This window comes from Kribbella sp. CA-293567, assembly GCF_027627575.1.
Taxonomy (GTDB): Bacteria; Actinomycetota; Actinomycetes; order Propionibacteriales; family Kribbellaceae; genus Kribbella.
The window spans coordinates 6065424-6078852 of record NZ_CP114065.1; the positions used below are offsets into that span (position 1 = coordinate 6065424).

16 protein-coding genes are annotated in these 13429 nt (G+C 69.2%); 11 read left to right on the forward strand and 5 right to left on the reverse strand.

Annotation, left to right across the window (positions count from 1 at the left end; translation table 11 throughout):
* Positions 1 to 72: 72 nt before the first annotated feature.
* The 4 genes from OX958_RS28100 to OX958_RS28115 all read left to right on the forward strand — a co-directional run bounded on the left by OX958_RS28100 (position 73) and on the right by OX958_RS28115 (position 1914).
* Positions 73 to 627, forward strand: a complete 555-nt coding sequence (locus OX958_RS28100) for a hypothetical protein (RefSeq protein ID WP_270132822.1) — start codon at positions 73 to 75, stop codon at positions 625 to 627.
* An 89-nt stretch (positions 628 to 716) separates the two neighbouring features.
* A complete protein-coding gene (locus OX958_RS28105) occupies positions 717 to 1010 on the forward strand; it encodes a hypothetical protein (RefSeq protein WP_270132824.1) in 294 nt (97 codons plus the stop codon).
* Positions 1011 to 1416: 406 nt separating this feature from the next.
* Entirely contained in the window at positions 1417 to 1590 is a 174-nt protein-coding gene (locus OX958_RS28110; RefSeq protein ID WP_270132825.1) for a hypothetical protein, read from the forward strand.
* A 75-nt stretch (positions 1591 to 1665) separates the two neighbouring features.
* Positions 1666 to 1914 carry a hypothetical protein gene (locus tag OX958_RS28115; protein WP_270132826.1) on the forward strand — a complete coding sequence of 83 codons (249 nt, stop codon included), beginning with the start codon at positions 1666 to 1668 and terminating at the stop codon, positions 1912 to 1914.
* Positions 1915 to 2017: 103 nt separating this feature from the next.
* Here OX958_RS28115 and OX958_RS28120 read toward each other — a convergent pair whose 3' ends face one another.
* On the reverse strand, positions 2018 to 2269 hold the full coding sequence (locus tag OX958_RS28120; protein WP_270132827.1) for a hypothetical protein: 252 nt from the start codon (positions 2267 to 2269) through the stop codon (positions 2018 to 2020).
* 462 nt (positions 2270 to 2731) lie between these two features.
* Here OX958_RS28120 and OX958_RS28125 point away from each other — a divergent pair, with 462 nt between their 5' ends.
* Together OX958_RS28125 and OX958_RS28130 are read left to right on the forward strand one after the other, a co-directional pair.
* On the forward strand, positions 2732 to 3898 hold the full coding sequence (locus OX958_RS28125) for a helix-turn-helix domain-containing protein (RefSeq protein WP_270132828.1): 1167 nt from the start codon (positions 2732 to 2734) through the stop codon (positions 3896 to 3898).
* Complete coding sequence (locus OX958_RS28130) at positions 3895 to 4167, forward strand: hypothetical protein (RefSeq protein ID WP_270132829.1); 273 nt, start codon at positions 3895 to 3897, stop codon at positions 4165 to 4167. The genes OX958_RS28125 and OX958_RS28130 overlap by 4 nt, the downstream gene beginning before the upstream one ends.
* Positions 4168 to 4398: 231 nt before the next feature.
* On the opposite strand, the gene OX958_RS28135 is transcribed toward OX958_RS28130, so the two are convergent.
* Entirely contained in the window at positions 4399 to 5334 is a 936-nt protein-coding gene (locus tag OX958_RS28135) for a CpaF family protein (protein ID WP_270132830.1), read from the reverse strand.
* Between the two features lie 288 nt (positions 5335 to 5622).
* Here OX958_RS28135 and OX958_RS28140 point away from each other — a divergent pair, with 288 nt between their 5' ends.
* Both OX958_RS28140 and OX958_RS28145 read left to right on the forward strand, forming a co-directional pair.
* Positions 5623 to 6123 (forward strand): SigE family RNA polymerase sigma factor, encoded by a 501-nt coding sequence (locus OX958_RS28140; RefSeq protein ID WP_270132832.1) that lies wholly within the window; start codon positions 5623 to 5625, stop codon positions 6121 to 6123.
* Positions 6124 to 6140: 17 nt separating this feature from the next.
* Positions 6141 to 7418 carry an anti-sigma factor family protein gene (locus OX958_RS28145; protein ID WP_270132834.1) on the forward strand — a complete coding sequence of 426 codons (1278 nt, stop codon included), beginning with the start codon at positions 6141 to 6143 and terminating at the stop codon, positions 7416 to 7418.
* Between the two features lie 39 nt (positions 7419 to 7457).
* On the opposite strand, the gene OX958_RS28150 is transcribed toward OX958_RS28145, so the two are convergent.
* Genes OX958_RS28150 through OX958_RS28160 form a run of 3 tightly spaced genes read right to left on the reverse strand, consistent with a single transcriptional unit; the run spans position 7458 to position 10074 of the window.
* The gene (locus OX958_RS28150) at positions 7458 to 8201 is read right to left on the reverse strand and encodes a GntR family transcriptional regulator (RefSeq protein ID WP_270132836.1); all 744 of its coding nucleotides are present in this window, start codon (positions 8199 to 8201) and stop codon (positions 7458 to 7460) included.
* A 53-nt stretch (positions 8202 to 8254) separates the two neighbouring features.
* Positions 8255 to 9040, reverse strand: a complete 786-nt coding sequence (locus OX958_RS28155) for a TIM barrel protein (protein WP_270132838.1) — start codon at positions 9038 to 9040, stop codon at positions 8255 to 8257.
* Positions 9037 to 10074 (reverse strand): Gfo/Idh/MocA family oxidoreductase, encoded by a 1038-nt coding sequence (locus OX958_RS28160; protein ID WP_270132839.1) that lies wholly within the window; start codon positions 10072 to 10074, stop codon positions 9037 to 9039. The genes OX958_RS28155 and OX958_RS28160 overlap by 4 nt, the downstream gene beginning before the upstream one ends.
* 165 nt (positions 10075 to 10239) lie before the next feature.
* Between OX958_RS28160 and OX958_RS28165 the strand changes: the two genes are divergently transcribed.
* The 3 genes from OX958_RS28165 to OX958_RS28175 are packed head-to-tail and all read left to right on the forward strand — an operon-like array spanning position 10240 to position 13416.
* Positions 10240 to 11244, forward strand: coding sequence for a LacI family DNA-binding transcriptional regulator (locus tag OX958_RS28165; RefSeq protein ID WP_270132840.1), 1005 nt, complete (start codon positions 10240 to 10242; stop codon positions 11242 to 11244).
* 13 nt (positions 11245 to 11257) lie between these two features.
* On the forward strand, positions 11258 to 12397 hold the full coding sequence (locus OX958_RS28170; RefSeq protein ID WP_270132841.1) for a phytanoyl-CoA dioxygenase family protein: 1140 nt from the start codon (positions 11258 to 11260) through the stop codon (positions 12395 to 12397).
* Between the two features lie 14 nt (positions 12398 to 12411).
* Complete coding sequence (locus OX958_RS28175) at positions 12412 to 13416, forward strand: Gfo/Idh/MocA family protein (protein WP_270132843.1); 1005 nt, start codon at positions 12412 to 12414, stop codon at positions 13414 to 13416.
* Positions 13417 to 13429: the final 13 nt, after the last annotated feature.

Below are 13429 nucleotides of genomic sequence, written 5' to 3' on the forward strand. Positions count from 1 at the left end.
CAGTCGGCCGGGCCGTCACGGGGCGGCTCGGCCGATTTGCCACTCTGAACCTCCGAGTGGTACTGTTTACACATGACGACGACGCGCAAGGCCACCACGACAGTCACCCACCCCGACGGCACCGTCTCGAAGCGGAACAGCGTTTCGAAGGTTTACACCCACGCGATCGAAGTTGCCGACGACAACCACATGGAGGCCGCCGAGCTGGCCCGCCTCGCGGAGCGCCGCGAAGCCGAGGCCGAGCAGTACAGCCGGGCGCTGGCCGAGGGTCACGTTGTGATCCGCGCCGAGCGGTGGGCCTTCGGTGGCCGTCGCCTGAAGTTCGCCCTGATCGACACCGCAACCGACGCCGAGCTGTACGCCGGAGCGCACATCGTCACCGACGAGGGCGTCCTCGCCACGAACTCCAAGGAAGCGGACGTCCCTTCCTCCGCCGCCCACACCATCGAGAGCCTGACCGCCGACGCCGCCCGCCTCCGCAAGCAGGCCGCCAAGCTGGCCGCCGGACCGCAGACCTCCTACGGCGTCGTTCGCTGGAGTCAGACCGAGCGCTCCGCCGTCGCCGCCCTCGCCTCGTTCAACCGCGCGGGCCGCGTCGCCCGCGTCGTCCCCGTAGACGCCGCCTGATCGGGCCGCAGTCGGCCGGGCCTCTCGAAGGTCCGGCCCATCGGCCGCCCGGCCAACCTCTCACTCCACAAGCCTGCAAGGGGATAGCTATGCACATCGACACCGCACACAAGACCAAGACCTCCACCGGCGAATGGTGCGGAGCGCGCGGCGAACAGCTCATTGCCTACAAGACGAAGAGCCTCACCGGCGAGCGCGTCGTTGCTATCCGCTGGCCCGAGGGCTCGGACCGCTTCGGCTTCGCCGCGGGCGACGTCGAGCTGAAGCACATCACTGGCGACGCATGGCACAAGCCCGAGGCGTTCGTTGAGCACCACCGCATGGTTCTCCCGAACGGCACCAACGCGGAGGTTGCAGCGTACGTCGCCGAGCGCCTCGGCTAGCCCCTGCGTTTACACACCCTCGCCCCGGCCCTCCTCTTGGAGGTGTCCGGGGCGTTGTGCGTTTACACGCCTCCCGCGGATTCGTACCGGGCGGCGGCCTGCGTTGCCTGCGACGGCGCCGGCGGATCGAGCGGGCGGAGCAACCCCGACGCGAACCAATCCTCAACCGTCCGCGTCCGCTTCGGGTCCGGCACGTAGACCACACGCGCCATCCAGTCATCGGAGTTGGTCCGGCGCCACTCCAAGATCAGGCCCGGCCACGGCCCGCGCTCGGTCGCCGTGGCGAGGACCCAACAGTGACGCCGCGTCGCGTCCGGCGCCGGAGGCCGCGGGTATCTCTTGTTTCCACCCATGCCTCCACGATAGAACACCTGTTCGAGTAACGCGATCCGCATAGGGTGACGGGATGACTTCCACGCGCAAGCCCCGACGTCAGGCCGCACCCGTCGAGATCCGCGCCCCTCACCCCGCCGCATGGCAGGCCGCCCGCGAGCACGCCGCCCGCTACCCGTCCGGCGTCGTCCGCCTGGAGCAGCTCCCCGACGGCTCGGTCCGCGTCGCCAACGTGGCCGGCGGGTAGCCGTAACGCCGAGCACCCAACGGCCGATAGCCTCGCCGAGCACACAACACGAGGGGGAACCGAACCATGGGATGGATGAAAGACGCCAAGGCGACCGCGCTAGGACAGGCCGCCGCCAAGGCCCGCGACGAGGGCCGACCGATCTTCGCCGCGATGCTCAACAGCCCGGCGACACACGGCGGCATATCGAGCGAGGTTGAGGACTGGTCGCAGATGATCGCCGCCGTGGAGGCCGAGGGATGGTTCCTCGCCAACTGGACGGCGGCGTCGGACAACAAGGGCAAGCCTCAGGCGTACCCGGTCTTCCGCCGCACGGCGCCGTAGCCGACCGCGAAGAGGCCCGGTCCCCCATCTCGGGGACCGGGCCTCTCTGTGTTGGAAGGCGGGACGCGCGCGGTCTCGGGGCCTCACACACGCATCCCGCCGCTCAGTGTTCGGCCTCGCGCCGGAGTCGCAGTGCGAGCGCCTTCACGTCGGCCTTGGCGAGGTACGGCCCGTCGGCCTGGCGGAGAGCCGCTTCAAGGTTGTCGGCGGCCATGCCCATCGCCTCATCCCAGCCGCGTTCGTAGCCGTGCAACCACAGACGCCGGACAGCGAGCCCGGCCCGGCGGAAGGCACGCCGCACGCCGGGCGCCCGATGCCTCGGCATCGCGACCGTGGTCACTCGTCGTCCACCCATTGGGCGCCAACCTCGTCCTCGTGATAGCCGTGGTGGTACTGCCGAATGCACGCTCTCTGTGTCATCGGATTGACCCCGTCGCAGGGGTCGCCCGCGCGCGCCCGAGCGAGGTCCTCTAGCTCGGGCGCAATGCGACTAGCGAGTTCGTCTAGCGAGGGCGCCCGACTGACGTCAACATCGCCCCCGCGCGCGTCGCTCACCGGTCGGCCCTTATGTCGTCGTGGCGCTCCCACGCGCTACCGGCCGACGCCTGTCCCGTCTCCCGCGCGACGTCCTGCGCTGACCGGAGGATCGGCCACCCGCGCGCGTCGGTTTTTACCTCCGCGCCGGTTCCCCGCTCTTCGACTGCCATAGCGAGTAGCGTGGTACCTACGGAACGTGGGAAACAACGTCGCCACGTCTACACGGCGTCTACAAAATCGCCCCGCCGGAACCAGCGGGGTAACCGGGGAGCGCATGCGAATGGACGCGAGTTTCGGCGCCGCACTGAGATCGGTCAGGGTGGCCCACGGCCTCAGCCTGGCTAAGCTGGCAAGGCGCATCCCGTACTCAGCGAGCTTCGTCGGTCACGTCGAAACCGGGCTACGACAGCCGACACCGGAGTTCGCGCGTTGCGTAGACGAGGCCCTCCAAGCCTCCGGCCTATTCGTGGAACTCGCCCGGATTGGAGCTGCCGACACCGTGTACCGCCGCACACTCATTCGAGCACTCGGAACCCTGTCCGGCGTGGGCGTCGTCGCCCCTGCCGCTGTCGCGGAGAGCGTCCGCCGCTCGCTCGATACCGCCGCCGGCCTTCAGCCAGATTGCGACTGGGACGGCATCGTCGCGGACTACGGCCGAGGTTTCATGACCGAGCCGCTCCGGCGGCTGGCTCAGCGCGCCGTCGGGGACCTCATGGTCGTCTCTACCGCCCCGGAGGCCCATGGTCGCCACGGCGTCCGTATCGCCATGGTCTACGGATCGTCGGTGGCGAGCCTCGGCGACTCGGCAGCCGCGCGCCGTTGGTATGGGACCGCGGTGGCGCTCGCGGACCACACCGGGGACGCCGACCTCCGAGCGTGGAGCCGCGCCCGCCTCGCCTACCGGATCTTCTACGAGGGCGGGACGGATGACGAGGTCCTGAAGGCCACCGAGCTAGCCATAGCCCGCGCCAAGCCGTCTCCGGCGCTCGTTGAGGCACACGCCGCAAGGGCGCATGTCCACGCCCACCGAGCGGACAAGAAGGCGACCAAGCAGGCGCTAGGCCGCGCGTACGCCGCCCTGGACGCGGCCGGCGGGCAGGATGACGTGTCGATCTTCTCTATGCCCTCGTGGCGACTCGCCATCGCGGCGAGCTGGGCGCACACCGCCCTAGGCGAGATCGAACAGGCCGAGGCCGCTCAGGCCGAAGCCCGGCACCTCCCGGAGGCCGCGAAGCGCTGGCACGCGCAGGTCAAGATGCATCGCGCATGGGGCAAGGTCCAGCGCGACAGCATCGACACCGGCGCCGAAGAGGCCCTCCACCTCCTCACCGCCGAACCGAGCACCGTGATTCGCGGCCTAGCCCAGAGGGTCCACGCCGCGGTTCCGGAGCGGGAGCGCGCCCGCCCCGCTGTCCGCGAGCTTGCGCACGCCATCACCCGCCGATGAATGCACTTCAGCAAGGTTGGGTGTTCTGCGCGGACGGCTACGGCTGGCTCCAACGCCTCACCGCCAACGGCGTCCTCGGCACCGACGGCCTGTGCGTGGATCTCTCGCAGTTGTCAGGCCCGCCGACCTCGGCTGGGCCATGGGCCGACCACCTCGGCGCGGATGGTTGGTACCGCGACGTTCCGGCGGCCATGGTCAACGAGCTGGCGGCCCTCCACGGCGGCATCGTGGACGCGCTGTCCTCTCACGCCGAGCTAGGCCCACTATGACGCAATAACGCGGGGAGTGGCCGCGGCGTCGCGGGCGGTCAGAATCGGCGCCGAACCGGCTCCGAAGGGAAGCAGGGAGCAGGCGGGGTGACCCCTTTTCCTACCTCTTACTCTGCGCCCTCGCATTGGAGAGAGGTAGGAAAAGGGGTCACCCCCCCTGCTCCCTGCTTCCCCGCCCCGCCGCGACCCCCGCGTCACGCCGCCGCGAGCGCCCCGAACCGTGTAGCGTGACTAGCTCAACTCCGGCAGCCCGCTGTTCAGAGCCAGCAGCAGGTCGAGGCACTCCTCGCCCCGGACCTCGCCGACGATGATCCGGCTGGGCCGCATCCGCAGCGACTCCTTGACCAGGTCGCGCAGACGGACCTCACCGGTCCCTTCGAGACCGGCCTGCCGGGTCTGCATCGAGACCCAGTCGGGGATCGGCAGCTTGATCTCGAAGACCTCCTCGCAGCTGATCACCCGCTCGCTGCCGGGAATCGAGCCGGACAAGGCGTTCAGCATCGTCGTCTTGCCTGCCTGGGTGCCGCCGGAGACGAGGATGTTGAGCCCGCAGGCGACGGACGCGTCCAGGACCGCCGCGGCGTGCTGGGTGAGCGAGCCGAGACCGACCAGGTCGGCCAGCCGGGTGGCACGGACGGTGAACTTGCGGATGTTGATCGCGGCGTAGCGCTGAGTGATCCCGCCGAGCACGATGTGCACCCGGCTGCCGTCGGGCAGCCGCGCGTCGGTGAAGGGCTGGGAGACGTCGATCCGCCGGCCGGTCGTCTTCAGCATCCGCTCGACCAGGTCGCTGACCTCCTCCTCGGTCAGCACCGTGGTGGTCAGCTCGTGGCGCCCGTCGCGGGCGATGAAGACCCGGCTCGGCTCGTTGATCCAGATCTCCTCCACCGCGGGGTCGTCCAGGTAGCGCTGCAGGGGGCCGAAGCCCGCCACCCGGTCGTGCACCTCGCGTCTGACCGCCTCCACGTCGCCGATCGGCGGCACGATCCCGGTCAGGCTGCGCTCGTCGTACTCCTTGACGACCGTGGCGACGATCGCGTTCACCGCGCCGGGATTGCGCAGCGGGTCGATGCCCTCGCGCCGGACCAGGTCGCGGACCTGGGCGTCGATCAACTCGACCGCGTCGCTCCAGCCGGACCGGCGCGGGGCAAGTCTGTCGGCTGTCATCGTCTCCCCGTGAGCTCTCGGCCGGCGACCCTGGCGGTCACCCTGAGCAACATCCTTTCAACTCGGAGCCCACCGGCGCCAACCCGATCCCGGCTGCCTGTGGATAACCCTGACACGCCAGAGGTTCACCGACCGTATCCAGCTGCTCACGACCAGGTCCAGCCAGTTGCACCTTGTTGCAACCGTCCGGGACCCCGCCGAACGACCTTCTCCGCGGCCAGACTCAGGTGTAACGCCGGTGGCGAGGTGGGGCGTCGTACAGGGTGAGACCACGACGGAGGGGCCGCGATGAAAGCTACGACGGACGACTTCGAGGAGTTCGCCCGAGCGCGGACACCGCAGTTGTACCGGACGGCATGGTTGCTGACCGGGGACAAGCACCACGCCGAGGACCTGGTCCAGGAGACGCTGGCGAAGATGTTCCGCGCGTGGCGGGGCCTGCAGCGGATCGACAACCCGCCGGCCTACGCGCAGACCGTGCTGGCCAGGACGTTCATCTCCCAACGGCGCAGGCGCAGCTGGAGCGAGCAGCCGGTCGCGTCGATGCCGGAGCGGGCCGACCGGGCGGGTGATCCGGCCTTGCGGGTCTCCCTGCAGAACGCGCTCGCCGAGCTGACACCCCTCGACCGTGCGGTGCTGGTGCTGCGGTTCTTCGAAGATCGCAGCGTCGAACAGGTCGCGCTCGATCTCGGCAAGAACGCCGGTGCGATCAGGACCCGAACGTCGCGCGCCCTGGAACGGCTCCGCGCCGTCCTGGGCGCGGACGCCGACCACCTGATCGCTCTCTGACCGAAGAAGGAACCCCGATGAAGAACCTGAACGACAGCCTGCCCGAGCTGATGCGCCGGGCCACCGAGAACCTCGAGCCCGAGTCCACCGACCTGGTCGAACGCGGGATGGCCCGCGGCGCGACCCTGCGCCGCCGCCGTACCGCCCTGGTCAGCGTGAGCGGCGCGGCCGCGGTACTGGCCACCGCCGGCATCATCGTCAGCGGCAGCCAGCTCTTCGCCAAGGACACCCAGCCCCCGGCAGCCGGTACCACGGACAAGCAGACGATCAGGAAGACCTCCGGCGTCGCGGCCAAGCCCCCCACGAGGCAGGAGACGCTGAACACGCTCATCGAGCTGGTCCCCGCCCGTTTCAAGGTGACCAAGCCGGAGACCTGGGGCGACGACTGGGGGCAAGGCGCATCCGTGCTGATCAACGACGGCAAGGGCCTGTCCAGGTTGCAGGTCTCGGTCAGCGCACCCGGTGTCGACGGCAACTGCTTCGACCCGGAGCCGGGCACATGTCTCCCCCGCCCGGACGGATCCCGCGTTCTGATCCGCAAGGAAGAGCCCACCTACCAGCCCGACAACAACCCGGGCGGGGTCCTCGCCAACGCGGTCGGCGTCATCCGCCGCGGGACCGAGTCCGTCAGCCTGTACAACTTCAACGCCGTGCAGGAGAAGCAGACCGAGAAGACCCGCGCCAAGCCGGCCCTGACCATTGCCGAGCTGACGGCGATGGCGGACAGCAAGCTGTGGCGCTTCCTGCCCAAGCCGTTGCCGGAGCCGTCCGGCCCGGTCAAGCCCGAGCCGACGAGCCCCGGCACCAGCAAGCCACCAGTACCTGTGCAGGAGACGCTTCAGACCCTCAAGCAGGTACTGCCGAAGAGCCTGCAGGTCTCGCAGCCGGGGACCTGGGGAGGTGCGCCCGACGACTTCAACGGCGCCTACTACCTGGTGAACGACGGCAAGGGCCTGTCCCGGGTCGAGGCCTTCGTGTCGTACGAGGTGCCGGTTGCCAAGAAGTGCACTGACGAGCGGGCCACGACCTTCTGCAAAGTCCGGCCCGACGGCGCCGTGGTCGGCTGGAGCAAGAACTCCCCCGAGTACGGCGACGCGCGGCAGAAGAAGGACGGCGTGCTGGCGAACACGGCGGAGATCCACTACCCGGACGGTCGCTTCATCACGCTGACGAGCTACAACGCCGTTGAGCAGAAGGGATCCAGGCACACCCGCCCGAAGCCGGCCGTCACCGCCGAGCAGCTCCTGGCGATGGCCGGGAACAAGGCCTGGAAGTTCCCCGGCGGCAAGAAGTAACAGGCTCTCTCGTCCGCCGCTGTTCCTCTGAGGGGTGGATCAGCGGTGGACGAGGGTGTGTTCGAAGGCGTAGCGGGACGCACGGAACAGGTGCGAGCCGAACTCCACCGCCCGCCCGTGGTCGTCGTAGGTGATCCGGGTGGTGGCCAGCAACGGATGGCCCGGCTCCTCCATCAGGAGCCGGGCTTGTTCGGTGGTGGCGGGCTGGGCCGAGATGGTCTGGTGCGCCACCTTCAGCCGAACTCCCTCCGCCCGCAGCAGCTCGTAGAGGCCACGCTCGGCCAGAGTGTTCGGGTCTGTGTCCAGCACCTCCGGCGGCAACCAGTTGCGCATCAGGGCCAGCGGCTCGCCGTCAGCACGGCGGAGCCGCTCCAGGCGCAGTACGCGATCGCCCAGCTCGCACTGGAGAGCTGCAGCGACGTCTGGGCTCGCGGGGGCGATACCGAAGCGCAGTACTTCGGTCTGGGGCTTGCGGTGGGCCGCGGACAGGTCGTCGTACAGGCTGGTGAGCTCGAGGCTGCGGCGGACCTGCCCCGAGTTCCCGACGACCTGAGTGCCCACGCCGCGCTTGCGGACCAGCAGGCCCTGGTCGACCAGCCGGGCGATCGCCTGGCGGACAGTGGGACGGCTGAGGCCGTAGGCCTCCGCCAGGTCCACCTCGTTGCTGAGCCGGGAACCGACCGGGAGGTCGCCGCCCTGGATCGCCGCCTCGAGCTGCTGCGCGAGTTGAACGTGGAGCGGGGTGCGGCTGGTGCGATCTACGCTGACCTGGACGGTGCTCATGGGCACATCTTGGGGTGTCCGGGGCGCACCGTCGAGTCGGAGAGCGGATTTGATCAGATCTCTTCCAATCTGGACGGACCGCCGAACACCGTGGCGAACCGGCGGAGGGCAAGCTCGCTATCGCTGTGGGCAAAGGCTTCCAGGCCTACCGTCCCGGTGTATTCGAGCTCCTGCAGCGCGGTCGCGACGGCTTGGTAGTTGATCTCACCGGTGCCCGGCTCGCAGCGCCCCGGTACGTCGGCGACCTGGATCTCGCCGAGGAAGGGAGCCGCTTTCCGGAGCAGCGCGATCAGGTTCCCCTCGCCGATCTGGGCGTGGTAGAGGTCCAGCATCAGCCGCAGGTGCGGGTGGTCGACCGCCTCGACCAGCGCGAGCGTGTCGGCGGCCCGCGCGAACGGGACGCCCGGATGATCGACCTCGGTGTTGAGGTTCTCGAGCACGAACATCACGTCGTGAGCGGCGCCCAGTTCGGCCAGCCTCGCCAGCGTCTTCGCTGCCGCCAGCCACATCTCCCCGGTCACCCCGTACTGCGGACGAACCGGCAGCCCGCCCGGTCCCAGTTCGGTGCCGTGCAGGTTGAGCCGCGGGCAGCCCAGCCTGCGCGCCACCTCGATCGACTGTTCAGCCGTCTTCAGCAACTCGTCCTGATCATGGGTGAGCGAGCCGCTGAGATAGCCGGTCATCGAGGAGAACGTCGCTCCGGTCGCGATCAACGCGTCGAGGTCCTTGCCGCTGTGATCCCAGATCTCGACGTCGAAGCCGCGCTCGTGGATCCGTTCGACCCGCTCGACGAACGGCAGGTCGGTGAAGACCATCTCCGCGCAGACGGCAAGCCTCATCCGAGCTCCCGCAACTGCACCGGCCGGCGTTCCTCGTGCGACTTCATCGCTGCCAGGGCCACCCGCAGCGCGTTGCGGGCGTCCGTGCCGGTGACCGGCGGGGCCGAGCCGGTCCGGATCGCGTCGGCGAACTGCGAGACCTCGGCGACGTAGGCGTCGGCGAACATCTCCTCGTCGCTCCTGAGCGTGTGCTGGCTGATCCCCTGCTCGCCGTACTGGAGCATCGGGCTGGTCGCATGCCGGCCGGCCGTCACCATGCCCTTCGAGCCGAACACCTCGCCGCGCACGTCGTACCCGTAGAGAGCGGAGAAGTTCGCCTCGGCGGTCGCGATCGCGCCGTTGTCGAAACTCAGCATCACCGCCGCCGTGTCGATCAGCCCGTCCTGCTTGTACTGCGGGGCGACCAGCGCGTCGGCCCGCGTGTAGACCTCGACCGGCTCCGCGCCGGGGTTGAGCCACAGCAGCGTGTCGAAGTCGTGGATCAGCGTCTCGCGGAAGATCGTCCACGGCTTGATGCCGGCCGCATGCGGCATGCCGCCGGGCCGGCCGGGGTCGCGGGTGACCGAGCGCATCAGCTGCGGCGTACCGATCTCGCCGTTGACCACCGCGGCCCGGGCGGCGGCGAAGTCGGCCGAGAACCGGCGGTTGAAGCCGACCTGGAAGACGATCCCGGCCTGCTCGGCGGCCGCGATCGCGCGATCCATCTCGGCCAGCTCGAGGGAGGCCGGCTTCTCGCAGAAGACCGCCTTGCCGGCCTCGGCGGCGCGAACCACCAGCTCGCTGTGCACCTTGGCGATCGAGGTGATCGCCACGGCGTCGATCTCGGGATCCTTCAGCACGTCGTCGAGGTCGCCGTACGGTCTGGCGTCGTACCGGGCCGCGAGGCTCTCGGCGGCGTCGAGCCGCGGGTCCACCACGGCGGCCAGCTCGGCGGCCGGCACCCGGCGCGCGATGTTGCCCGCGTGCATGGTGCCGATCCGGCCGGCGCCGACCAGTGCGATGCGGATGACTTGCAGTCCATGATCGGTGCGCATGTCGTCGATCCCCTCAGGACGTCTGATTCCCCGTTGTGACGAGCAACTACTATTCGTAGCAACAATTACTAGAGCGCTCTAGTCACGAGCTAGCGAACACTGGTTCGATGGACCCGTCAAGCCTTCTGTCAGGTAATCACTTCTGTTCCACCCGGAGGTAGCTGAGTGTCAGGACGAGATCGGCCGGCCACGATGGAGGACGTCGCCCGGATGGCCGGGGTATCGCGTGCCCTGGTGTCGATCGTGTACCGCGACGCTCCCGGCGCGAGTGCTGCGACCCGCGCACGGGTGCTCGCTGCGGGTAGTGAACTCGGCTATCGCCCCGACCACCGGGCCCGCCTGCTCGGACGCTCCCGCACCCGGTTGCTGGGCGTGACGTTCGACGTGCAGGCTCCTTTTCACGGCGACCTGGTCGAAGCCCTGTACTCCGCTGCGGAGGCCGCCGGCTACGACCTGACGCTCAGTGCCGTTGCCCCGTCGCGGCAAGAGTGCCGTGCGGTGCAGTCGCTGCTCGACTATCGCTGCGAGGCGTTGATCCTGCTGGGCCCGCAACTGTCCGGCTCGGCACTGTCGACGCTGGCCGAGTCGCAGCCGGTCATCGTGGTCGGCCGCAAGGTCCGCGCGACCGGTGTCGACGTGGTGCGCACCGACGACGCGGCCGGCTCGCGACTGGCCGTGGAACACCTGCTGTCGTTGGGACATCGCCAGATCCTGCACGTCGACGGAGTCAGGGCCTCCGGCGCGGCGGAACGGCGTACCGGCTATCGCACGGCGATGCGTCACGCCGACCTTCCCGCACGGGTTCAGGAGGGCGGCCGGACCGAGGCGGACGGTGCCGACGCGGCCAAGACCTTCCTGAACGACGCTCCGCCTGTCACGGCGGTCACCCTGTTCAACGATCGCATGGCCACCGGCTTCCTCGACACGATTCGCCAGTCCTCACTACGGGTCCCGCACGATCTGTCAGTGGTCGGCTACGACAACACCACCATCGCAGGTCTCTCGCACATCAGCCTGACCACAGTCGCGCAGAACACCGCGGCCCTGGCAGCCGAAACCATCTCCACCGCCCACACCCGGCTGACGAACGCTCCGACCAGGCCCACACCGCCCATTGCCCCCACCCTCGTACTCCGCTCCACCACCGCACCGCCGAGTTGCCGTACTTGAGAGGAGCACCTCAATGACCTGGCTCAAGCCCCAAGACGTCCGCCTGGACGACCTGCTCGCAGTACTGCGAACCGAGACCGATCCCGCCGACTACCCGTTCGCGGAGACGATCGAGCAGCAGGTCCCGCTGTACGACGCTCCGCGGATTCGCAAGGAGAATCCGCGGGAGGTTCAGGCCGAGTTCGCCAAGGCGCTCGGCGACGGTCCCGGCATCGTCGTCCTGAAAGGGGCCTTCAGCAAGGAAGCTGTGGACGCCGCGACCGCCGAGTTCCGGGCGATGATCGACGACCAGCACCGGGCCGGCACCGCGGCCGGTGACCACTTCGCCAAGCCGGGGGCGAACGACCGGGTCTGGAACGCGCTGGAGAAGCTGGCGATCAGAGCGCCCGAGGTGTTCGCCGCCTACTACTCCAACGATCTGCTCGCCCTGGTCGCGAAGGCGTGGCTCGGTCCGGCGTACCAGGTGACCTCCCAGGTGAACGTGGTGAATCCAGGAGGTGAAGGTCAGACGGTACATCGCGACTACCACCTCGGATTCCAGTCCGACGAGGTCGCGGCTGCCTACCCTGCTCATGTGCACCAGTTGTCCAGCGTGCTGACGCTGCAGGGGGCGGTCGCGCACTGTGACATGCCGGTGCAGAGCGGTCCGACGCTCTACCTGCCGCACTCGCACAAGTACGGGCTCGGCTACCTCGCCTGGCGGCGACCCGAGTTCGGTGAGCACTTCGTCGCTCATCACGTGCAGCTACCGCTGAGCAAGGGCGACGCGGTGTTCTTCAACCCGGCGCTCTTCCACGCGGCCGGCAGCAACCACTCCCCCGACATCCTCCGGATGGCGAACCTGTTGCAGATCTCCTCCGCGTTCGGCCGGGCGATGGAAAGCGTCGACCGGGTCCGGATGGCGGTCACCCTCTATCCCGTACTGCGTACTCTGCGGCACGATGACGCCTTCGATCTGGACAACGTCATCGCCGCGAGCGCCGAAGGATACGCTTTCCCGACCAACCTGGACCGGGACCAGCCGATCGGCGGGCTCGCTCCCCAGACCCAGGCCGACCTGGTCCGCCAAGCCCTCGCCGAGGACTGGCCCGACGATCTGCTGCGGCAGGCCCTCGACGAGCACGCCGTACGCCGCCGTACGGATGACATCTGAACAAGGGAGTGCGTATGGAACCGCTTCGCATCGGAATCCTCGGTGCCGCCCGGATCGCGGGCAGGGCGATCGCCGAACCGGCCCGTCTGACCGGTGCCCGGCTGGTCGCCGTCGCGGCCCGGGACGCGGGTCGCGCGGAGGCGTTCGCGGCCGAACACGGTGTGGAGCGGGTGCTCGCGAGCTACCAGGACGTGATCGACGACCCCGAGGTCGAGGCGATCTACAACCCGCTCGCCAACGGCCTGCACGGGCCGTGGAACCTGCGAGCGATTGCCGCCGGCAAGCATGTGCTGACGGAGAAGCCCTCGGCCAGCAACGCGACCGAGGCCGCGGAGGTGCGGGACGCGGCGCGGGCGCGGGGCGTCGTACTGATGGAGGGTTTTCACTACCTCTTCCACCCGGTCACCCGGCGGCTGCAGGAGCTGCTCACGAAGGGTGAGCTCGGCGAACTGCAGCACGTCGAATCGACGATGGTGATGCCGCCGCCCGACGACGACGATCCACGCTGGTCGCTGGCGCTGGCGGGTGGCGCTTTGATGGATGTCGGCTGCTACGCGCTGCACGCGCAACGCGTGCTGGCTCCCTGGGGCGGCGGCGCACCGACGCTGGCGAGCGCCCGGGCGGGTGAGCGCAAGCGTCTGCCTGGTGTGGACGAGTGGCTCAACGCCGACCTGGTGTTCCCCAACGGCGCGACCGGTGCGGTGCGGACCAGCATGGCGGGTGAGAACGTCGACTTCAGCCTGCGGATCACCGGTACGCGCGGCGAGGCCTTCGCGCCGAGCTTCGTGCTGCCGCATCTGGACGATCGCGTGATGGTGAAGACCAAGGAGGACACCTGGGTCGAGCGACTGGGCACCAAGTCCTCCTACGCGTACCAGCTGGAGGCCTTCGCCGCCCATCTCCGCGACGGCGCACCACTTCTCACCGACGCCGACGACGCGCACGCGACGATGGAGCTCGTCGACGCCTGCTATCGCGCGGCCGGCCTCCAGCCACGGCCGATCTCCACGATCCAATAGGGGCGCGGCGCCA